General features: G+C 44.9%; 18 protein-coding genes and 1 tRNA gene. 7 read left to right on the top strand and 12 right to left on the bottom strand.

The window, feature by feature from the left end:
* Positions 1 to 39: 39 nt before the first annotated feature.
* Positions 40 to 1299 (bottom strand): tyrosine-type recombinase/integrase, encoded by a 1260-nt coding sequence (locus tag IG609_RS15785; protein WP_250127221.1) that lies wholly within the window; start codon positions 1297 to 1299, stop codon positions 40 to 42.
* Positions 1300 to 1717: 418 nt separating this feature from the next.
* On the opposite strand from IG609_RS15785, the gene IG609_RS15780 reads away from it, so the two are divergent.
* The 3 genes from IG609_RS15780 (at position 1718) to IG609_RS15770 (ending at position 4843) form a co-directional block, all read left to right on the top strand.
* Positions 1718 to 2011: a type II toxin-antitoxin system TacA family antitoxin gene (locus tag IG609_RS15780; RefSeq protein WP_038921611.1), complete on the top strand. Its 294-nt coding sequence runs from the start codon at positions 1718 to 1720 to the stop codon at positions 2009 to 2011.
* The gene (locus tag IG609_RS15775; RefSeq protein ID WP_193401168.1) at positions 2008 to 2496 is read left to right on the top strand and encodes a GNAT family N-acetyltransferase; all 489 of its coding nucleotides are present in this window, start codon (positions 2008 to 2010) and stop codon (positions 2494 to 2496) included. Before IG609_RS15780 ends, IG609_RS15775 begins: the two co-directional genes overlap by 4 nt.
* 157 nt (positions 2497 to 2653) lie before the next feature.
* Complete coding sequence (locus tag IG609_RS15770) at positions 2654 to 4843, top strand: AAA family ATPase (RefSeq protein ID WP_193401170.1); 2190 nt, start codon at positions 2654 to 2656, stop codon at positions 4841 to 4843.
* Positions 4844 to 5223: 380 nt separating this feature from the next.
* Here IG609_RS15770 and ccdB read toward each other — a convergent pair whose 3' ends face one another.
* From ccdB to IG609_RS15750, 4 genes are all read right to left on the bottom strand, one after another.
* Positions 5224 to 5529 (bottom strand): type II toxin-antitoxin system toxin CcdB, encoded by a 306-nt coding sequence (gene ccdB / locus IG609_RS15765; protein WP_193398415.1) that lies wholly within the window; start codon positions 5527 to 5529, stop codon positions 5224 to 5226.
* 2 nt (positions 5530 to 5531) lie between these two features.
* Positions 5532 to 5750, bottom strand: coding sequence for a type II toxin-antitoxin system antitoxin CcdA (gene ccdA, locus IG609_RS15760; protein ID WP_012773205.1), 219 nt, complete (start codon positions 5748 to 5750; stop codon positions 5532 to 5534).
* Positions 5751 to 5808: 58 nt separating this feature from the next.
* The gene (mobC, locus tag IG609_RS15755; RefSeq protein ID WP_193401172.1) at positions 5809 to 6552 is read right to left on the bottom strand and encodes a MobC family replication-relaxation protein; all 744 of its coding nucleotides are present in this window, start codon (positions 6550 to 6552) and stop codon (positions 5809 to 5811) included.
* 901 nt (positions 6553 to 7453) lie between these two features.
* Entirely contained in the window at positions 7454 to 7795 is a 342-nt protein-coding gene (locus IG609_RS15750) for a hypothetical protein (protein WP_193401174.1), read from the bottom strand.
* Positions 7796 to 7935: 140 nt separating this feature from the next.
* Between IG609_RS15750 and IG609_RS15745 the strand changes: the two genes are divergently transcribed.
* On the top strand, positions 7936 to 8106 hold the full coding sequence (locus IG609_RS15745; protein ID WP_164669135.1) for a hypothetical protein: 171 nt from the start codon (positions 7936 to 7938) through the stop codon (positions 8104 to 8106).
* A 142-nt stretch (positions 8107 to 8248) separates the two neighbouring features.
* On the opposite strand, the gene IG609_RS15740 is transcribed toward IG609_RS15745, so the two are convergent.
* Entirely contained in the window at positions 8249 to 9508 is a 1260-nt protein-coding gene (locus IG609_RS15740) for a tyrosine-type recombinase/integrase (RefSeq protein ID WP_193401176.1), read from the bottom strand.
* A 524-nt stretch (positions 9509 to 10032) separates the two neighbouring features.
* Here IG609_RS15740 and IG609_RS15735 point away from each other — a divergent pair.
* Positions 10033 to 11175, top strand: a complete 1143-nt coding sequence (locus IG609_RS15735; protein ID WP_113867823.1) for a Fic family protein — start codon at positions 10033 to 10035, stop codon at positions 11173 to 11175.
* 105 nt (positions 11176 to 11280) lie between these two features.
* On the opposite strand, the gene IG609_RS15730 is transcribed toward IG609_RS15735, so the two are convergent.
* From IG609_RS15730 to IG609_RS15715, 4 genes are all read right to left on the bottom strand, one after another.
* On the bottom strand, positions 11281 to 15030 hold the full coding sequence (locus IG609_RS15730) for a hypothetical protein (RefSeq protein WP_193401150.1): 3750 nt from the start codon (positions 15028 to 15030) through the stop codon (positions 11281 to 11283).
* A gap of 42 nt (positions 15031 to 15072) precedes the next feature.
* Positions 15073 to 18819, bottom strand: a complete 3747-nt coding sequence (locus tag IG609_RS15725; protein ID WP_193398419.1) for a hypothetical protein — start codon at positions 18817 to 18819, stop codon at positions 15073 to 15075.
* Between the two features lie 148 nt (positions 18820 to 18967).
* Entirely contained in the window at positions 18968 to 19234 is a 267-nt protein-coding gene (locus tag IG609_RS15720) for a helix-turn-helix domain-containing protein (RefSeq protein ID WP_012883608.1), read from the bottom strand.
* Positions 19235 to 19337: 103 nt separating this feature from the next.
* On the bottom strand, positions 19338 to 19598 hold the full coding sequence (locus tag IG609_RS15715) for a helix-turn-helix domain-containing protein (RefSeq protein WP_193398420.1): 261 nt from the start codon (positions 19596 to 19598) through the stop codon (positions 19338 to 19340).
* Between the two features lie 120 nt (positions 19599 to 19718).
* Between IG609_RS15715 and IG609_RS15710 the strand changes: the two genes are divergently transcribed.
* Positions 19719 to 19940, top strand: coding sequence for a helix-turn-helix domain-containing protein (locus IG609_RS15710; RefSeq protein ID WP_010301503.1), 222 nt, complete (start codon positions 19719 to 19721; stop codon positions 19938 to 19940).
* Positions 19941 to 20081: 141 nt separating this feature from the next.
* Positions 20082 to 20444, top strand: coding sequence for a hypothetical protein (locus IG609_RS15705; RefSeq protein WP_193398421.1), 363 nt, complete (start codon positions 20082 to 20084; stop codon positions 20442 to 20444).
* 397 nt (positions 20445 to 20841) lie between these two features.
* Here the strand turns inward: IG609_RS15705 and IG609_RS15700 are convergent, their stop codons facing one another.
* Both IG609_RS15700 and IG609_RS15695 read right to left on the bottom strand, forming a co-directional pair.
* On the bottom strand, positions 20842 to 22101 hold the full coding sequence (locus tag IG609_RS15700) for a tyrosine-type recombinase/integrase (protein WP_250127220.1): 1260 nt from the start codon (positions 22099 to 22101) through the stop codon (positions 20842 to 20844).
* Positions 22102 to 22263: 162 nt separating this feature from the next.
* Positions 22264 to 22339 (bottom strand) — tRNA-Phe (locus IG609_RS15695).
* Between the last annotated feature and the right edge of the window lie 462 nt (positions 22340 to 22801).

Raw genomic sequence — 22801 nt, 5'->3', positions numbered from 1 at the left:
GCCTCTGTTCGATTAGAAGCGACTTATTCCAAGTCTGGCTCAGGCAACCTTAATCGACTTCTCAAAGCGATAAGCCGGGATGAGTTGATGCTGGCAGGCATCGAGATAATCTGACCACCATTGCATCATCTGAGTCCGTTCGTCGAGGTGTTCCGCTTTGTGAATATAGGCGGCACGAACGTGATTGCGCTCCTGATGGCTCATCTGCCGCTCCACAGCATCTTTTGACCAGCGACCTGATTCGATCAACGCACTACACGCGATCGTGCGGAACCCATGTCCGCAGATGTCCACCTGTGTGTCATAACCCATCGTGCGCAGCGCTTTGTTGATAGTGTTCTCACTCATTGGCTTACGGGCATCGTGATCGCTGGGGAAAAGTAAATCCCCGTTGCCGGACAACAGTTTTAGCTGTTTCAGCACCGTTACCGCCTGTTTTGACAGCGGCACAAGATGCGGTGTTTTCATTTTTGCGCCACGCTCTGAGTGGCGCACGCCAGCTATGGGCTCCCGCTGTGCGGGAAGTGTCCACATGGCGTTATCCAGATCGATCTCTACCCAACGGGCAAAACGCAATTCACTGGAGCGGATAAAGATCAGCAAATTAAGCTGTACGGCCAACCTTGTTAGCAGTCTGCCTGAATAGCCTTCTATTCTTTCCAGCAGTTCCGGCAACTTTTCCAGCGGTAGGGCAGGGTAATGGTTTTTCGGCGGCGGGGTGATTGCGCCGCAGAGGTCATTGGCCGGATTGCTGGCAATTAGTCCTTCCTGTACGGCGTAACGCATGATAACTGTCGTGCGTTGCTGTATCCGTGCAGCCGTTTCCAGACAACCCTTTTTCTCCGCTACCCTCAGCGGGATCAGCAGGTTGGCGGTTTTCAGGTCGGTGACAAGGACATTGCCGATGAGCGGGAAAACGTGCAGTTCCAGTGAACGCATGACTTTGGCAGCATGTGCCTCACTCCAGCGAATGTTCGCGGCCACCCACTGACGGGCGACGGCTTCAAAGGTATTGCCGTTTTTCTTCGCCTGTTTGTCGTGCTGTTTTTTTACGCTGGGATCGTCCCCTGCGCTGAGAATAGTTCGGGCTTCTTCACGCAGTTTACGGGCACTGGCAAGCGATACCGTTGGGTAAGCGCCAAACGCCAGCTTTTTCTCCTTGCCGCCGAAGCGGTACTTGAGATGCCAGAGCTTGGAACCGTTAGGTTTAATCAGCAGGTACAGACCCTGCGCGTCGCTGAGTTTGTAAGGTTTATCGAGCGGTTTGGCGTTGCGGATGGCGGTATCAGTCAGAGGCATGGCGGGGGCTCCGTAGTTTATCGAACCGACAGGCCCCCAATTAAGCCCCCAAAAACTACGGATGTAAAAGAATCTGGTAGTACCTTGAGGTACTCCAGATTTTCATCAACTCACTGATTTTGCTATGTTCCCGGACGTATAGGAACGTCCCAAAACAAAAATATGGTGCCCAGACTCGGAATCATTCAGCTTTCTATTAAGTTGAAATGTAGCATAAATTTTATTCTTGCCTATTGTCAAGACCCGAAGGTTGACCCGTATTTTCATTGATAGATCAGAATGATGGGTCACATGCGATAAAGAAATTTCCGGTTCGTTCCTTGGGTTCGATTCCCCGTAGTACTAATAAATCGTAATGACATCAGCGTTACGTTTGCTGTATGATTAATATCCAGAGAGTGAGCCGGAGGATAACATCATGCCAGCGACGAACAGCGTTTCTGTTAAACGCGAAACATTGAATTTACGCATCAAACCCGCCGAACGCGATCTTATTGATCGTGCAGCAAAGGCTAGGGGAAAAAATCGCACTGATTTTGTCCTTGAGGCCGCGCGTGCTGCCGCAGAGGAAGCATTGATCGATCAACGTATCATCATGGCAGATCCCGATGCTTATCAGGAATTCCTCGCCCGTTTGGATCAGGCTCCTGCACCAAATGCTGCGCTGCGAAAAACCATGCAAACACCTGCACCGTGGGAACAGAAAAAATGATCTCCGCCCCTGAGCCTCTCCACGCCGAACATGTACTGTCCTCATTCTGTTGCGGCGTGGAGTCTATGGACAACTGGCTGAAACAACGGGCGATGAAAAATCAGGTATCTGGCGCATCACGGACTTTCGTTAGTTGCGATGATTCAAAAGTGTTGGCGTATTACTCATTGGCTTCCAGCGCCGTGGCAACGAATGCCGCTCCCGGACGTTTTCGCCGCAATATGCCCGATCCGATCCCGGTCGTGGTGCTGGGTCGTCTGGCAGTAGATAAATCATTGCATGGTCAGGGTGTTGGCCGTGCTCTGGTACGTGATGCTGGGCTAAGAGTGATTCAGGTTGCTGATACTATCGGCATTCGCGGGATGTTGGTTCATGCGCTGTCCGACGAAGCTCGAGATTTTTACCTGCGGGTGGGGTTTGAGCCTTCGCCGATAGATCCGATGATACTGATGGTGACGTTGGGGGATTTGGTGGGGAGTGTTTAAGATTTTTTGTTAAAAAGTAAATATCATTTTTCAACTCTATGTTTTTTAAAATCGTAATAGAAAAAAGATAGCCGAGTTGTGGCCTCTTCTATTGTCGTCTGCGTCATTAAGGATAAGATAGCTCGGAACAGTGTAAACAATATACTAAGGGTATTGTATGTCGATTCTCTCTATTAATGCCGTTCGTAGTTACCAAGGTGAAAATCCCGCTCAATTAGATCTGAATAAATACGTTACTCTCATTTATGGACAGAACGGTTCAGGTAAATCAACAATTTCTGGATATTTTTATAAACATGGTAGACCAGAATATTATCAATGTAGGCTTATACCTCCTTTGGATATGAATTATCTGGTTTTCAATCAAGAATATGTTAATGATATTTTCACTCAGCCATCTCAACCGGGTATTTTTTCTTTAAATAGCGAAAATTCTGAGATAAAAGCAGAAATTGAAGCTCTAGAGGAGAGGCGGGAAGGATTAAATTCCGAAATAAGGAATCTAGATGCAGAAATAAATGAAACTGACAGGATGGTAGAGCTCGTTAAAACTGAATGTGCGAGACAGATCTATAGCACTGCGGCTGAGATCAGGAGAACAGATTTATGGGATTTAATGGCAGGGTCTAAACAAACAAGCAGCCTTTATCAGGCTATTCTTACCCATCCTAAATTTGAAGACACCTCCACTCAGGAACTGAATGAGGAATTGCATACTCTGGAATCTAGTAAAGGAAATCCATATCCTTTGATTGCACCATTTCCAGTTTTTCCACTGAATGAAAGTGACATTGAATTATTGAAACAACCTCTTATCCCGACTGGTGACAGCCGCCTAGCCGCTGCTATTAATCAGTTAGGCAATATAGATTGGGTGGCACAAGGACAGAAATGGCTAACAAATGATACTTGCCCATTTTGTCAGAGCTCAGTGGATGGACAACACCTTCAGCAGGAAATTGCTGCGCTTTTTGATACCTCATGGGAAAAGGCAATATGCGATTTACGGGAACTTCAAGGTCGGCACCAGCAGTGGCGAGAAGTACCTGAAGGTCTACGCCAAGCCGTGAATGAATGTCCACTCGTCGGTCAGGAACATCCCGTTTATCTAAGCTTACTCGAATTAGAACAGGCGTATCGTAGAAACAATGTTCTCATTGATGAGAAAATAGCAGCCCCCTCTAAATTGACCGTAATTGAAGATCTTTCTCTGTTGGTTGATAGTATTTCTACTCAGATATCTAATATTAATGCGACGATCAATGAGCATAATCGAAAGTCGGAGAACTATCAGGCCGAGCGAAAAAAACTGGAACAACGGCTTCGTGGTCATATTCGAAAATTGGCTACGGATACGATAGTTAATCATGATGAACAGTTAGTTGAATTAGCCGAAAAGTCTGCGAGTTTGATGACTTCTCAGAAAGAAATAACGGGACGGCTTAAAGATCTGGTTGTAATGATCCAAGATAAGTCCAGCCAAATTGTTAATACGAAAGAGACTATTGATCGAATCAACGAAACCCTTATTAGCCTTGGAATTACTGGTTTTTACATTGCACCATATGATGATAAAGATGACTACTGTTTAGTCCGAGAGGGGCAAGGTAGTAATGCACTTGTGTTTAGTAGTCTGAGTGAGGGGGAAAAGACTTTGATTGCTTTTCTTTACTTTTTGGAAACTTGCCGTGGACGTCAAAGCCGTAATGATGAAGACCGTCGAGAGCGCTTAATCGTCATTGATGACCCTATCTCCAGCTTGTCACAAAACTACGTATTTGAGATAGCTTCGCTTATCCAACACCAAGTTATACGTAAAACTATAGCCGCTAAAATTATCATTCTGACACACAGTTTGTTTTTCTTTCAGGAGCTGTTGTTGTCTTCTGGGAAAAAACCTGTAGGGAGTTGCCCTTCTGACTGGGCGCTTTACCGTATCTCCAAATCGCAGCACAGTACGGTAGCTCCAGTATCTGAAAAAGAGTTACTAAATGACTATCAAGCATTGTGGTACGTACTGCGCCACTCTAAGGAAAATGATGTTGCAAGTGTCGTGATCCCAAATACGATGAGGCAGATTCTTGAGTATTACTTTGGATTTTCAGGAAAAAGTGAAACGTTGTATAAGGCGCTTGAAACGCTCGCCAGTGGTTCAGAAGGGGAGCCGGGATTTCGGATTTTTGCTCGCTACCTAAATCGACACTCTCATCACGATGCCCGTAATATAAAACTACATGATAGCGTTTCTGTAGAGCGCTATCTTGTCTGGTTCAAGAAAGTCTTTGAGGCAGCGCAGGATGAAGAACATTACTCTTTGATGATGGAAAAGACGGAGAGAACAAGCTAAAAATAAAGTGAAAAGACCATCACCCCTGGGATTAACCGTTAGCAGTTCGGCAAAGAGCGCATGTGCTGGCACACGTGCTCCCAGCGACCAAAACGGAAACGCATATACTGGTGAACCAGCACAGTTTTCTGTTTCATTCCGGGCTCCTTTCTTTCGACGCCGACAAGCTGCCAGCGAGCCCCGTACACCTCGTACGAGCATGACTATCGTGTGGAGGCTAAGGATCCCAGGGGGATGGGTAAGATCATAGTAAGTAATTTTCTCTAGTCACTCAATATTTTCATTAGAAAATAATTTATTGGAAAAATTGTGTACTTCTTTGGTTTGACGCTGCGGATGGCTCTAGGTGTAAGGCTAGATGCGAATACTCTAAACCCCTCTCAAATCCCCCAAAACATCAGATTAATAGCATCCTTTATTTCATCCGCGTAGTCGCCAAGATCCGCAATCACTTCACCAATGACCTCAACGGGAACGCTCGATAGCTCAGTGGTCATCAGCCGATAATCTTCGCCGTCGATGCGGAGCTGAGGGAACAATGTTTTATTCACTTTCTCAGACAAGTGATGTGATTCGATAAGCGGAATGACCATGCGCCGCTTGGGCGTCTCGACAAGATCGCTTTGCACATCGACAAACATTTTATAGTGACTGGTTCGTTTGTATTGATAAACAATGAATTGCATGATCACCAGTTCCTGTTTTCATCCGCAAAGGAGCCATGCTGTGCGATAAATCGGGCGACTTCTTCCATCCCTTCGCGGTTTTCCTTCTTCCACTCCTCAGCCTTGATGCGGCGGGCTTCTTTGCCAATGGCATCATTCACCAGCCCGGAAATATTGACTCCGGCAGCACTCAGAACCTGATAATTGTCTTTGTCCACGGTAACGCTGACGCGGTGTTTCATGATGGTGCCCCTCTCTTGTACATACTTTGAGTATATACTTCAAATGATTGTTCAACAATTAGCCAAGATTCAAATCCAACCCTTTCAACTCCTCAACCGTATAAACCCGAAAAACATTACGGTGCTTAGTTTCCAGCGGGATGTGCTGATGATCCACGATGGCGTATTTCACGCTATTGAGCATCCGTTCAATAGCTCGCTTTATCCGCGGATTGGGCACGATATAGAAGATATACATCCAAAGTTTTTGAGTACGAGTTATCAAATGCTGGGTGATAATTGCCTGATAACGGGCCTTGGTTTTCAGACGGCGCTCAGTCTCAACAGCGATAACTGTCCCGTCTGGTAACGTTATCACCCCGGCCGGGCGATGATATACCTCATAGCGGCTGCGGAATGTTGAATCAGCGCCGCTGATCCACCCATAAGCGCCTTTCTTCTCAAGAAGGAGCCGTGCTAGCTGACGATCAAGGCGCTGCATCAGCGTCCAGCCAGTGACTTTCGAGGGCTCAAACCGTGCAGGAAAACCATCCTCATGGGGTGTGACGACAACGGCTAATCCGTCATTGGTGATACCCCACAGAGAGGTTTTCACCATTCTGGTGTTTATTTCATGCTTTTGGATCAATCCCATGTCGATGGCTTTTGCCAGCAACAGATACAGCGGCTTGTGATTTTTATAATCAAAAAGCAGCATCAGGGTTTTAAAATCGCTGTAGGTTTCTTCTTTCAGAAAGGTGAGCAGACGTTGCATTTTTTCGTGACTACGCGCCCGGCGTTCACGGTAATCAGAAATCAGCATGGTTCCTCCTTCGCATTTTACTGGGTGTTTGCTCTTTCGGTTTTATCGCCTCATTGCATGGGGGAATACCTTCGCCCACTGGCATGAGTCGACGTCATGAGGCGATCTTGTGGGGATAAATAGGTGACCGCGATGCGGTCATGTGCCGAAAAATATATTTCCCGGCACAGAACGGCGTGTGCCAGTTCATGCGGGCTGGACGCCCTTATTGCCTGGCACATGGGGGTAATGTCGCGGCTGGACGCCACGCCAAAACCCCCAACGTCAACAGCGGCACACCGTCGCACGCTACGCGCGACTACCCCCTTTGAGACGCCGTTTTTAGCCCACTTTTTCTTTTGCCCGTGCCGGTCAGCGAAAAAATGGGAAAACGCCTTCAAAGCGGGTAGTCGCGCCTCGCTACCGGCTTGTGGCCGGAGACTTAGCGGCGACGGTGTGCGGGGCAAGCCCCCCAAATAAACCGACGCGTGGGCGCGTCTTTTTGCTCGCTGGGGCGGCAAAATTTATTCGGCTCCCCCCGGCCTGCTCGGTTTCCCTTGGGGGAAGCGCTCGCCGGTGGGTTCGTGCGACGCAAATGAGCCCTTTCTGCGAAAGGGCATTTACTCGCCTCACACCACGGATGAATGCCCGCGAGGCGCAGGCATTCACCCGCCTAACCCCGTCGCGTCCTGCGTTGTGCCTGAATGGTCTGTTGAGCGCTGTCAGCATTGCGAAAATAAAACGTGTTGGCATGTCTTCTCCCACGCTGGAATTAGCCAGTAGGGAAGGCTATCGGGAAAGGACAGTGTTGCCTGCAAACAACTCAATATCGGATAGGGAGAATTATGGTTATTGAGCCATGAAAGCAAAAAAGCTCTGACCTAACGGCAGAGCTTTAATCAGGCAGGCTATATTCAGATGGCTATCTGGCGGTGAGTGAATGTGCGCGTTTTTGCATATCGGTAAGGGCAGGGATGAGTAAACTGATTGCCGTGAGCCCATGTCCCAATTGGCACAAACTTTCTGGTGTCGATTCACACACGTCATTATCGGCAAAAGTAATCAGCGCATCGCCAATGAAATTCAGGCAATGGCAAAGTCCGGCCTGTGTTTCGGCGCAATACTCTGTGACCAGCGAGAGTTCGTCATTGTCCATATTTGAAAAGTCCAGACGCGTCAGCGCGGCACTCATGGCTGAGTAACGGTTCTCATAATCCGGCAGTGATTGATAAGACGAGCCCGTGTTACTATCGGTGTCAGCCATAGCATTAGTCTCCTTAATGTTGTGGTCAGAGGCCCGGTGAGTGTTCCTAGCACTGCCGGGCTTCGTTCTTTACTGTTGCAAAGCACCATGTAATTGCGGTGTAATTACAACTATACCATGCTATGGAATTTGTAATTACAATGTCAAGTGAAAAATCAAAAACAGACCAGTATCAAATTCGGCTATCCCACGAATTTCGTGCGCAATTAGAAGAACAAGCCCATAAGGATGGCGACAAGACATTGGCTACGTGGATAAAGCGTGTTCTGCGTAAGGAACTCCAGACGCGCGGTATTGAACCAAAAGGCTGAGCGGTGGTTAAAGTCAGTCGATGTAGCAAATCCTGGCGTAGCAAAAGGCGGTTGGCCGAATGCCCAGATGGTTTTAAGACTACGCTCCTGACGGGTTTTCTATCACATAGAAAGCCCGTCAGGAGCCAACAAGCGTAGCGCGTTAGCCAGCCGTATAACTTCGCGCATAAATATACGGCGCGACGTAGCCCTCGCGGTTGACGTCCAGATAATCTGACCACCATTGCATCATTTCGATTCTGGCTTCCAGATGCTCCGCTTTATGCACGTAAGCAGCCCGCACGCCGTTGCGTTCTTTGTGGCTCATCTGCCGCTCAATGGCATCCTTTGACCAGCGTCCGGACTCGTTCAGGGCGCTACAGGCCATGGTTCTGAAACCGTGGCCGCAGACCTCGGTTTTGGTGTCATAGCCAATCACGCGCAGCGCTTTGTTAATGGTGTTTTCACTCATCGGCTTGTTCAGGGTATGTGCGCCGGGAAAAACGAAGACCGATTCGCCGGAAATCGCCTGAATCTGTTTCAGCAGGGCGACCGCCTGCCGTGACAGCCGCACCAGATGTTCATCCTTCATCTTTGCACCACGCTCTGAAAACCGCACGCCGTCTACCGCTTGGCGCTGGGCAGGCACGCTCCAGATATGCGCTTTCAGGTTGAATTCATCCCAGCGGGCAAAACGCAGCTCACTGGATCGCAGAAAAACATGCAGATTCAGCTCCAGCGCCAGACGGGTCAGCATCCGGCCTTTGTAGTTCTCAATCTTAGCCAGCAGCTCAGGCAGGCGTTTAAGCGGCAGGGCGGGGTGATGTTGGGTCGCCACCGGGGTCACGACGCCATCTAAATCGTAAGCCGGATTGTATTTGATGACGCCCTGCTGCACGGCGTGGCGCATAATTTTAGTCAGATGCTGGCGCACCCGTCCGGCGACGTCATGCACGCCTTTATCGTCAATCGCCTTAACCAACTGCGCCAGATGGCGGGTTTCAACCTGAGCAATATCCATCGCGCCAATGGCGGGGAAAACGTAGCGTTTCAGGCAGATGAGGATTTTATCTGCATGGGCGTCCGACCAGAGCTTGAGACTGCTGGTGTGCCACGCCTGAGCGACATACTGAAAGGTGCGGGATTCCTCAACGGCGGGGTTGTTCGATTTACGAAGCTGAGAAGGGCTGAGTCCAGACGCCAGTAGCTTACGTGCTGCATCGCGCTTTTCGCGGGCTTCTGCCAGTGTGGTTTGAGGATAGTGGCCAAAGGCCAGACGGTTCTCTTTACCGCCGAAGCGATAACGGAAATACCATAGCTTAGCGCCGCTGGGTGATACCGTGAGGTACAGGCCTTGCGAATCAGTGAGCTTATAAGATTTTGCGAGAGGTTTCGCGGATCGGACTTTGCTGTCAGTTAACATATGAGGGTCACTCCCGTTCATCGAACTGAATGACCCGCAATCTGACCCACAAATTCCCCGATACGAAGGGATAAATCAAAACGCATCGGAAAAGATTTTCACGCCAACCTATTGAATCGCAACAACATAGGGATTGATAAGGAAGCATAAAAAAGGAAAGGTGGTGCCGGACTCGGGATCGTACTCACGATTAACTTGCTGTTAATTATCTATTTTGTTGATATTTATCGTAAGCAGCGCCCCCCACGAAAGCCCCCATAAAAAATCGCTTTGTTTTTGTGATGGTTGTCATGATGAATCGGTGTTTTAGCGGCTAACGGCGCTAAAAACGTCGTTCCATCTCCTATGCAGGCAACAGTCGACAGCTCTCTGTATTGAATATCTTCTAAACGTAGATTTGATATGTTGGATTTTTAATTTTTGAGATAATCATAAAAAGTGTGATTTATAATATATGGATTATATTGGTATTTTTGCTATTATTTTGAGATGTTCTCATTCTCGATTTGAGATAACTACATATCATGGCTCAATTTAATCACTTTGAACTCTCGCTCCTGAATCCCAGTTTTGACTCCCCTTTGGTCGATGCGCTGACGGAACTGGAGTTACTCCGGCATCTGAAGCTGGAAACGGATGTTCACCCTATTCTGTTTGCGCAGTTGAAAGCCGTTTTCCACATGCTGGAGAGTCTGGGCTCTGCGAGGATTGAGGGAAACCACACCACGCTTGCCGACTATGTTGAAAGCAAAGTTGAAGGAACACAGAGTTCAACGGATCAGCTCAAAGAAATCAATAATATTGAAGCTGCGATGGAATTCATCGACGAGCATCTAAATAATGGTGATGAGATAACGGAATATTTTATCCGCGAGCTACATAGTCTGGCGGTTGTCGGATTGCAACAGGAAGGTGATAAAACTCCCGGTGCCTATCGGCAGCATAACGTCAGCATCGCTCAGTCTGACCATTTACCACCGGATCATATCCATGTTCCTGACTATATGTCAGAACTGACCGCCTTTATTAACCGTGCTGATAAACCAAAATATGATCTGATGAAAATTGCGCTGGTGCATCACCGCTTCGGCTGGATACACCCCTTTGGCAACGGTAATGGCAGAACGGTCAGATTGCTGACCTATGCGTTATTGATCAAGTATGGTTTTAATGTGCAGGCAGGTGGCCGGGTTCTTAATCCGACAGCGGTATTCTGTAATGATCGTGAGCGTTATTACGCCATGCTTTCGTTAGCGGATAAGGGAACAGAGCGGGGCTTAGAAGAATGGTGTTTATATGTACTTTCGGGAATTTCATCTGAGTTGAAGAAAGTCGATCAACTGACAAACCATGCTTTTTTGAGTACAAAAATACTGTATCCGGCGATCGACTTTTCATCTGAAAGAGGGCTAATAAACCCGTTGGAATCTAAAGTTCTTAAACGCGCTGTCGAGCTAGGGACGATAAAAGCGGGTGATCTCCGTACCGCTTTACCTGACATGAAACCAGCGCAGGTGACTTATCAGCTCGGTAAATTGATTGACCGGGGACTGCTCCAACCAGTGGAAGAAGGTGCTCGTTCCTATACGGCGAAGTTTTCTAACTCATATCTGATTCGTGGGGTGATTAGGGTTTTGCGGGAAGAAGGGTTTATTCCTAACCTATAATCTTAATGAGTAAATTAAATTACAGGCTCCATGTTTTTGTCTTCTATAAATATTAAGGTGGTTATTTCCCAAACCACCTTAATTTAATATATGTTAATTAATATGCTATAAATTTTCTTGTAACCAAGATTCTAACGCATCTACTTGTACAAAGTTAATATTAGTTTCATAGGGTGGATATCTCAACCACCAGTAAATTTGTCTACTAATGTACAAATTAATGAATTTGACGTCATGCTTATCTCTGGAGTTATTCCAGTTTAGTAGGGTAAGAATATCATTATAATTTTCCGCTAGAAAATTAATTCTTTTTTCTATTTTCCCAATCTGTCCTCTTTTATCACCTCTACCAAATATTTTCTCTCGTAAACGACGCATATCTTTAATGCAATAGTAGGGCTGATTATACTTACACTCTATATTCAACCAAGTGTTGCTATCAGGAAAATAGGCTAAAGTATCAAAATCACCTACATCAGGGAATTTTTTCTTTGGAAAGCGTTTCTTAAATTCGATGCCAAGTTCAATTTGGGTTGCGAACCTTTTTACAATATTAAAAGTGGTTATTTCTAATTGCTTTTCAATACCCTCTTTTATCTTGCCAACCTCATGTGAAATGTGGCTCCATTCAAACTCGGCAGGAAGATATCCATTTGCAGTATGAGCAATCCATATTGTCCCAGCTCGATAAGCTGCCGCAGCGCCCCAGATTATATTACTATTGCTTGTTTCTATTAGTGGGCGAATATTATATCGATGATCTCGTTTATTGTGATCGGATATAGGAACATCAAAACATTCAGAATCAGTACCAAGTAACTTTCTTATCTTATTGGGATTGAGAATAAGAAAGTCTATTATCTTCTCTACTTCGTCATTAACCAAGTTTGTATTGTTTTTAAGCAATATGTTTACCATATCAGCCCTTGTCGTCTGATATGAAGGATTTAATTCAATTTGGTTAAATCTGGCCCATTGAAACAGAATAGAGAAAACAGAAAGTAAACTAGAGTATTTGAAGCCTAGATCTTGTTGAAATGCACGATCAAGAACATCCACTTTTTCATTTATAATATCGGAGTCTACAGAGTCAGTGTCGTTTAAATTATAACCTAACTTATAGCCAGCCTGTTCTTCACTAAACTTATCTTCTTTAATTTCACGATCTTCGGAAAAAAATACTTGTGGGATGTAAAAATTATCTATATTCAAACCGCCTACATCAATATCATTATGCAAGATGTCACTTGCATTATAAAGTACGATTAACCAATCGATATCAGCGAGTAATTGTAAGATATCATCGGTAGTAGGTATGGTTTCATTTTTTGAGTTAAGACTTAAAGTGCATTCAAGCAAGTATCTATAATTTGCTGACATACGATTGAATTCATTACTCTGGTTTGCTAATTTTTCTGTTCTATTATAATTAACCTCATGTTGAAGGCTTAACATAATGTTTTTCTTTTTTCTATGGTCTTCGGCTACATAAGCATCATAGTTTTCAATTACAAATTGTAGCAAGTGCTCTCTGTTCATAGAGAGTATTGTTGCGTGGATTTTTTCTCTGAAAAAATCGGCTAAAGGGTTAATGATGTCCTTGGCATTTTGTAGCTCATAACTACCTTCCTTAATTCCAGACTCTTTAATTAAGTTAGCTAATTTTTTTCTGGCTAGTTTAAAGTGTTTGGCTTCAGGAATATTGGGTTTTATTTCTAGAGTATCAAAGGTGCGCTCTTCGCTGGATATTGCCATCCTGGCAGGTCTGTTACCTGTGTTGACTATTTGTTGCCTGATGTCTTCGGAGAACTCGATATTAAGTATTTTGGATAGCAATTGTAAGAATGTAATGCAGACATCAGCCTGGAAACTGGCATTTTGTGGTCTGTTAAGACGATATTGCATGAAAGGTAAATTAATGCAAATTTGTATGTTCGCAGAAGAATTATAATTATTAATTAACGATGTATGAGTGAACAGCTCAGGGGAAACATGTTCTGCAATATCAGAATTACTATTTACCAGGTATTTTTTGTCAACAGCACAATGAACAGTGATTCTGTCTATGTTCTGGAATGATATGTTTTTAAAAATATCTTTTCGTTGCGATAAAGCATCACTGGCACATTCTAAAAATAATGTCAGAAGCTGACCGTTAAGATGATCTTCGTTTAGTAATGGCTTGCAATCGGCACAAAAATGAATTGTGCAATTATTAATCGTTGTAGACCAGGATACATAGAAATGACTTTTCGATATTAATGAAATATTTCCTTGGTAACTACTACTGATGTTCCATTTCACATTGGCATCAGGGAAATTTGAGGGAACCTGTGACCAGTATTTTTCCAGTTCTTCATATCTCCAATTAGAACCCCAATGAGGATCAAGAGTAATCATGTTAAAATTTATGGCACCATCTTCTAATACAGAATGAGTTCCTTTGAATGATGCAAACTTATCTATTATTGAAATAAGGAACGGATTTGTTTTTGATTTATTTTGATCTAAATATGAAAAAAACAATGATAGTTCATTTAGATTATCTATTGAGTCAAATAATGCAATAAATTCTGTCAAAAAGAGAATGTGGTAACTATATTTTAGTCGCGGTGGCTCAAAAAAATGCATGGCAGTAGTAAGATTAGAATTTATGAAAATAAATTCAATATCATTAATTGATAGTTGTTCCCCTGAGCCATTTCGAATACCTAACAATTGTGATGATGAAATCGGTGATAAAGCCCACTTACCTTGATTAAAAAGTTCAAAAACGTCTTCTTCTATATTTTTTAACTTACTTGCTGAATCAATATCAAAAAGAGCAAATAAATAAAACTTATCATTACCCTGTAATAATCCTGAGAATTTATAAGGTAGGACCTTTTTTTTGCTCAGGAGCAGAAATGGTCCCTCAATTATGCTTTCAAAACACTGTGATATGAAATTTGAAATGGCATCAGAACAATCGATATCCATTTTTTTGGAAGCGTAGTGCTCAATAATTACATTTGCCATATTCCTGAATGACAATGGATAAACATGATTATCAATGCTGACGCCAATAGCAGGGAGTGCTACACCTTCCATTATTATATTTGATAATTCAGAGAGGGAGTTAATGCTTTTAAACTCCCCGGATTTTTTAATAAATATTTTTTCTGTCTGACTTATTAATTGTTCAAACGCATGACTTGTATCCGTTAAAGCCTGCCGGCAAGCTTTCCAGAACGTTTCTGGGGGGATTTCGACATGGCCGGGCGAGAGTTCTTGCTCTGAGAGAGTATCAACTGGATTTATGCTTGATAAAAATTTATCCTGTAAAATAAGAACATTTTCCATTTGCTTAAGAATAATTGGATATTTCGCGTATCTAATTCCAAAAGCTTGAATATAATCATATAAGCGTTCGACTGAGCTACCGTAAAAAATTCTATAAATATTATCTCCCCATGGTATTCTTATTTTTCCCCAGTCTTGTTCAGGGACAAAGTCTTCCATTTGAGGAATGTCAGGTAATATCTTATAAATAATGCTAAAAAATTCGCTTGCTTGTTGATATGTTTTAAGTTCCTTTTGGTTATCAAACATACTAACATCCATGGAGAGCAAGGTGTTGAAAGCTATAGTGTGTTTTACAGGTGATGAGATATTAGGTAGCCATAATTCGGAAATACTTAATGTGAGAAAAAGTTCTGCAAGGTTATACTCTTTATAAACAGATGTTAAATTATATTTTATTTTTGGCATAACGTCTTCATAGTTTCTATTTCCCTTGCCAGGAGATTTTTCTCTGGATTTGTTATTGCTTTTTTTCTTTTTTAAATCTCGTTTTGCCTTGCTGTTCTTTCCCATTTTAAAATCCTTTTGAGAACTAGGTGTATCGATATGCTGGATTTAATATCCTTCAAGTCTTAACTTTGCATGCCGATCATTATTTGCAGCATCAAAATCATAATGTGAAGCAAGATCATCAAAGACACTTGCTAGTTTGGGATGAGAAAAATATAACTGGTTGGCAATTTCTTTGTACTGGTCAACTAGTTTTCGTTCTTTATCACCGCCTTCATAATAAGCTCTTACTGTTGCGCCACGGCTATTAATAGTGCCAAAATAGAAACCTTCTCTGATTTCATCCCGTTCTGTTTCTTCCAGTAAATCTTTGATTATTATGCTGTGCCATGGTGCATTATTTATATTTTTTGAGCGGGATATCCATTCGCCGATTATATAATCGGTAGTATTGCTTCTGTCATTTTCTGTCGCCAGTTTCCTTACTTCCTTAATCCAGTTATTAAATACGAATTCATCAATATTATTATCTGGTTTCAGACCGGGGATCCCTTTTCCTTGATTCAGAACTCTGCCTGCTTGTTGTGCCGCAGCCATTAAGGATTCATCCTGTTTATATTCTTTCTCGGATTCTGGTTTATAAGCAAGATATATTAATTGAATAAAGAGTGGTGGATTGGAAAGTAACTCAGCGTAAAGATTTTTCGCTCCTTTTTCACAATTTCTGAATGCTGAGAAAAAAAAGAATTCCAGTAAGGCCAAATCTAAACGTGAAACCTGGCCTGATGATTCAAGGTATTCTATAGCCTTGGATAAATGCCAGCCATTTGGTATTGGTACATCTTTTTCGGTGCTAGTTCTGAATCCATGTAACAGTTTCAAGATGTTTTGCCAGGAAATTTTTTCCATACGATGTTTTACGAGATTAAATGCCGATATATACCTTTCAGAAAGCATCATTTTTCCGATAAAGTAGTCAATTTCATCAGCATCATCACTCCAGATATGTGGATAATTTATCCTTTTCCAGTACAGGGCTTGGGCGCTCTCGGGGTAACTCGCAAGGTTGTGCCATGTAGCCATATTGGGTGGGAGTATTGAGTGGAATGCGGCAATTTTCTCATCACTATCCATCTCATTTTCGAACTCTTGAGAATTTAACAGAATAAGTTGTTTTTCTTCAGGGAGCCAGGTATAAAATGAACTTATCAATGGATCGTGAAATGGGAAACCATTGTCTTTAAATTTTTCAACAATCCATGAGAATGACTCAATCAAATTTAAGTTGCAGGTAGCCAGGGACTCACCTATTACAGACGGCGATTGTGCTAATGAAAGTAAAGATGATATTCCATCCCATCCTTGCTGGAAATATATCTCTTCTATTGCACTGGTTCGCATTTTTATTATTTCTTTGCTGTGAACCTCATAATCTCGCTCACTCCCTTCGGCCAATACGGGATATTGAGAAGTGAACAATCGACGTTTATCAAGAATAATATCCTGGAGAGTAAATAAACTGACAAATGCCATGAGGTTTTCTGCGACCGCTCTGCTTTTTTTATCTCCATCTGTGTTATACGAATTATGCCAGTTCAGATAGTGATACAGTGCTTCTCTCACAATTTCCTTATCTCCATCGGAAAAAGAAATTGTGCTTTTAATTAATGTAATAAGCCTTTCCTGGTAGGCACCTTCAAAATGATCTATTCGCCTGATAAGAGCTGCTATTCTTTCAGCATTATTTTCTGCCAGATTCAGTATTCGCTCACCCAGTGCAGAATAATATGCACTAAGAAAAATCCCTCTCATTTGCGCACTGCCAGCATCATCATCCCGCCATTTTGGTCTGGCATTTTCCATATACATACCATCCATAGGATCGGTTTGTTCATAGAGAAAACGCCAGATAATGCTCTCGTGTTTTTTGATAAGCATATCAAGTACGATAAGTCTTTGTTCATCAGTAGCCATTGTTTGAGGCCAGTAGGGCCTGAGCAACGATTTCAGGGTATTTTCCGGCGTGTTGGCCCAGTTTCCCTGAATTCTTAATGATGATAGCGTTGCCAGAATAAGGCTGACTCTGAATAATCGCCTTGGATTCCATGCCAGGATTTCCAGCGCATGTAATAAGTCAGCATGCCAACAACGCATACCAAAGCCAGTGCTTTCACTCGTTTCCGTTAGTGGGCGAGTAACGGCAACCTCTGTTGACTGTAAGCTTGTTTCTATGGATTTTAAGAACACCTCTGGTGATGCTTCAGCTAATGAACATAATACATCTGTTAATGACAGCCATCTCTCACCATCGGCATCCATCAGCAGATCTCTAACCAGATTGTCGATGGCAGCAATGATGAAGTCTGAATTAATCCCTTCACTGCTTTCAGCGTAGATTCTGAGCTTCACCAGTGAGTCAGCGATTGATTTCAGAATAAAATCTGATTCTGAACGAACTTTTCCATAGATAGATGCCATCCAGCGATCTTCGTTTTTAAGCTCCAGGGCCGGATCGGGTTTAAGTAGCGTCTGTTTTACAACCAAGAAGAAACGTTCGAGCTGACTTTCTGTTAGTCGGGGGGCAAGCTGATACAGTAGCTCAATGGGAGATTTTGCTTTCCATACATCACCAATCTGTAAAACCGGAGAGTCATCCCGAAGAGATATTTCGCGTAGTTCCTGTTCCAGTTCTTCGTAATCTTTTTGCGCAATAGTTTCAACGCAATATTTATCGCCTTCCTTTTTGCCATTCCAACATCCCACCAGGGTCAACGTGATTAACGCTTTTGCTGGCGATGTGGTCAGCCATACGGGAGATGAAATTGTCGGGTTTCTGGCCCTAAGGCGTCGATAAACTGACCAGGACCGCCCGGTTGTTCGTGATAACCGCCTTGCATCGGATTCTTCTTCTCCTAAAGCAATGAGCTTCTCTTCAAAATCACTTCGGGTAAGACGCTCCAGTGTAATGGTATCGTTTTGTTTATTGCCTGTCGTATTGTGATCGCCCAGGGAAAATGGAATAAAAACAGTTCGTTCAGGCTGGCATCGGCTTTGTCTGGAAATATCACTGTTCATCGCCAGACAAAGTTGAATTGAGGGATTTTTATCAATAAAGCGCCATCCATCATCAGTAGTTATACAGGCTGCTATATTTTCATGACCCATTTCTATTAGGCTGGCACAGGCAAAAGCGATAGCCTCTTCCTGACTGTCTGCCCGGATAATAATTTGTTCTTTTTTCTCTGACAGAAAGCCGTTCAGCGTATTTTTTTCTTCTTCTCTACCCGTCAGTAAGGTTTCTTTTGTTAACGGAAATTGTGACTGATTGCGCCATCGTTCCCAGAAATGGGAAATGGATTCAATGCCTGCGCCAGTATGGCCCGTTAGTTCACCGAACCAGAGAGCTACAGCCGGTGCGTTTTCCAGCCACGTTTCCAGATCGTCAGCATCAAATGCATAAACGTTGGACCAGATGTTTTCAGCTTGGGCTTCTTTGAGCCAGTTATCTTTTTTTGGCCACCGACGTGGTGATACGAAAACGAAGCGGCTTTGAGCCGCTTCCTGTGGTGAAATTTGTTGATTTCGTTTCCGAAAATCTGAGCGGGCTTTAGTAATGATGTCGGAGGAACAGCCCATTTCCCAGAAAGAGGAACCACCAGGAACCCAGATATTGCCTTTGTCAGCCTGGACAATACCATCCCAGCCGCTGCCTGAAACAGAATCACCGCCGGGCATACTCAATGCTGTTATTGTTGTGGTCGCACTGATTAATCGCCGGATCAAAATGGGCAATATTCCCTGAGCGTCTCTTGTGTCCGCCCACTGTTCGATTTGGGTCGCGGTGATCCTCATATTCAGATCCTCAAGATGTGTTTTCTGGATTATATTTTAGGTTACTGAATGAATAAAATGGGGGCTATTGGTAAGTAGCGTTTATTTTCTGTATTCTACTATTTGCTATATGATTAGTTTAATTTTTAAAATCATTATATAGATTAATTTATTTTTTCCATTGAACCATTTCACCATTATGTAATTTTAAAATTATTTCAGCAAAATCATCATCAACCGTATAAAAATAACACTCCGGCACATTAAGCACTTTAGCAAACGCGCACATCATCTCAAATGTTGGGCGGTGTATACCGCTTTCATATTGGGATATGCGTGATCGTGCAGTGGCTTCTTCAATGCCAGCCAGCACGCCTAGCTTTTCTTGAGTGAGATTGGCTTGTAAGCGAGCCGTTTTAAGACGAATGGGCAACATGATGGCACCATCAATAAGGATACTGATAGCATGTTTAGCACTACTTTACATGTAGGTTGCTTAGACTTCCTGAACAATAGAGGAGGGGATTTATTTGCATTCGTTAAGAATGACTCTGATATTTAAGGTAAAGCCCCAGAACCATCTCAGCAAAATCATCGTTAACGGTGTAAAAGTAGCATTCCGGCACATTAAGTACCTTTGCAAATGCGCACATCATTTCAAACGTTGGACGATGTATCCCACCTTCATATTGAGACACGCGGGAACGCGCAGTTTCTTCCTCAATGCCAGCAAGAACTCCCAATTTTTCCTGAGTTAGATTAGCCCGTAGTCGGGCGGCTTTGAGACGATTAGGCAGCATTCATTACACCATCAATGATCATACATTGACTTAGTGTTTAGCATTACTTAACATTGTGGTTGTTTAGACTATCTGAACAAATGATGTTTAATGTGAGGCCACAAAATAAGGATCATGGAGATGATTGATAAGGATTGGCACCCGGCAGATATCATCGCCGGGTTAAGAAAGAAGGGAACAACACTGGCAGCCGTTTCCCGAGAAGCGGGATTAGCTTCTTCCACGCTGGCAAACGCGTTAACAAAACACTGGCCGAAAGGGGAAAAGCTGATTGCGGAAGCGCTGGGGGTTTCACCTGCGGAAATCTGGCCTTCCCGTTACCGCAAATCAGAAGATCGTTAAAGTAAAACAGGATCTCCCTAACCGTTATCGACCTAGGTTGGTAACGGTTCGGGAGAAGGCAAGCGAAGCGCGACAGTTTACTTTTGTTGTTCGCCCCATGCTCTCACCCCGTGACTTCGCCCCATGGTATGGGGCAAGTATATGCGGCGAGCGCATGAGGCGAATGCGGTGGCAGCAATGCAGCCCTGTGCCGGAAAATACATTTCCCGGCACAAAACGGCGTGCGCCAGTTCATGCGGGCTGGACGCCCTTATTGCCTGTCGCATGGGGGTAATGTCGCGGCTGGACGCCACGCCAAAACCCCCAACGTCAACAGCGGCACACCGTCGCACGCTACGCGCGACTACCCCCTTTGAGACGCCGTTTTTAGCCCACTTTTTCTTTTGCCCGTGCCGGTCAGCGAAAAAATGGGAAAACGCCTTCAAAGCGGGTAGTCGCGCCTCGCTACCGGCTTGTGGCCGGAGACTTAGCGGCGACGGTGTGCGGGGCAAGCCCCCCAAATAAACCGACGCGTGGGCGCGTCTTTTTGCTCGCTGGGGCGGCAAAATTTATTCGGCTCCCCCCGGCCTGCTCGGTTTCCCTTGGGGGAAACGCTCGCCGGTGGGTTCGGGCGACGCAAATTAGCCATTTCTGCGAAATGGAATTTACTCGCCTTACGCCACTTTTTAATTTCTGCTTTTCGCACCCATTAAAAAGCCATACAAGCGCGGCCTGTCATATCGTTTGTCCCTGTAAACACGGGTAATTGCGATGGTGAAAAATCCGCTGTTGTATCAGGGATGTTCGGTGCTCGCTCTGCTGCGCTCCGCCTCAGCCCTGATACAACAGCGGCGTAGAGAAACAAGATAAGCCGCCTCTGTTCGATTAGAAGTGACTTATTCCATCGGTGTATCAGTCTGGCTCAGGCAACCTTAATCGACTTCTCAAAGCGATAAGCCGGGATGAATTGATGCTGGCAGGCATCGAGATAATCTGACCACCATTGCATCATCTGAGTCCGTTCGTCGAGGTGTTCCGCTTTGTGAATATAGGCGGCGCGAACGTGGTTGCGCTCCTGATGGCTCATCTGCCGCTCCACGGCATCTTTTGACCATCGACCTGATTCAATCAACGCGCTACATGCTATCGTGCGGAAGCCATGCCCGCAGATATCTGCCTGCGTGTCGTACCCCATCGTTCGCAGCGCCTTGTTGATGGTGTTCTCACTCATTGGTTTACACGCATCGTGATCGCCCGGAAAGAGCAAATCCCCGTTGCCGGATAGTAGTTTTAGCTGCTTCAGTACCGTTACCGCCTGTTTTGACAGCGGCACCAGATGCGGTGTTTTCATTTTTGCCCCACGCTCTGAGTGACGCACACCCGTAATGGGCTCCCGCTGTGCGGGAAGTGTCCACATGGCGTTATCCAGATCGATCTCTACCCAACGGGCGAAACGCAATTCACTGGAGCGGATAAAGATCAGCAAATTAAGCTGTACCGCCAACCTTGTTAGCAGTCTGCCGGAATAGCCTTCTATTCTTTCCAGCAGTTCCGGCAACTTTTCCAGCGGTAGGGCAGGGTAATGGTTTTTCGGCGGCGGGGTGATTGCGCCGCAGAGGTCATTGGCCGGATTGCTGGCAATTAGTCCTTCCTGTACGGCGTAACGCATGATAACTGTCGTGCGTTGCTGTATCCGTGCAGCCGTTTCCAGACAACCCTTTTTCTCCGCTACCCTCAGCGGGATCAGCAGGTTGGCGGTTTTCAGGTCGGTGACAAGGACATTGCCGATGAGCGGGAAAACGTGCAGTTCCAGTGAACGCATGACTTTGGCAGCATGTGCCTCACTCCAGCGAATGTTCGCGGCCACCCACTGACGGGCGACGGCTTCAAAGGTATTGCCGTTTTTCTTCGCCTGTTTGTCGTGCTGTTTTTTTACGCTGGGATCGTCCCCTGCGCTGAGAATAGTTCGGGCTTCTTCACGCAGTTTACGGGCACTGGCAAGCGATACCGTTGGGTAAGCGCCAAACGCCAGCTTTTTCTCCTTGCCGCCGAAGCGGTACTTGAGATGCCAGAGCTTGGAACCGTTAGGTTTAATCAGCAGGTACAGACCCTGCGCGTCGCTGAGTTTGTAAGGTTTATCGAGCGGCTTGGCGTTGCGGATGGCGGTATCAGTCAGAGGCATGGTGGGGGCTCCGTAGTTTATCGAACCGACAGGCCCCAATTAAGCCCCCAAAAACTACGGATGTCAAAAAATCTGGTAGTACCTTGAGGTACTCCAGATTTTCATCAACTCACTGATTTTTCTGTGTTCCCGGACGCATAGGAACGTCCCAAAACAAAAATATGGTGCCCGGACTCGGAATCGAACCAAGGACACGAGGATTTTCAATCCTCTGCTCTACCGACTGAGCTATCCGGGCAACGGGGCGCATTAAACCGTATTGGCCGCGTGGCGTCAACGGGTTTCTGTCACAAAGCGGAGCACCTGCGCTATTTTCAGGCAATTGTATTATTTGCTAGCCAGTTTCTGGCGATCCTTTCAGCACGCTTAGCGTGGTAACGTTTATTCCTGATTCGCGCGGCATGTTTCGTTGCACTTTTTACCACCTTGAGTGCGGGCTGGATTGTTGAATTTGATGAAGAATAATGCCACTATTGCGCGGTTTTTAACGTCTCGTTCACCTGAACGCCCCTTTAAGCGTAGTTAGCGTTAGCTAAAGAGGATCGCCGATATGTCAGATTCATTGCTCATGGTGTCGTATGCTCGCGCCAGTTCGTTGATGACGTCGCTGCGCGTTTCTTCTTATCACCGCTGCGCGGTTTACTTTTCTCCCCGTCGATTATCCTCCTTCACCATGCGGTGAGGCGTTCGTTCGCTCGCT

Source organism: Pectobacterium quasiaquaticum (genome assembly GCF_014946775.2).
GTDB lineage: Bacteria > Pseudomonadota > Gammaproteobacteria > Enterobacterales > Enterobacteriaceae > Pectobacterium > Pectobacterium aquaticum.
The sequence above is the reverse complement of the archived record's forward strand: the minus strand, read 5'-3'. Positions and strand labels throughout refer to the sequence as shown.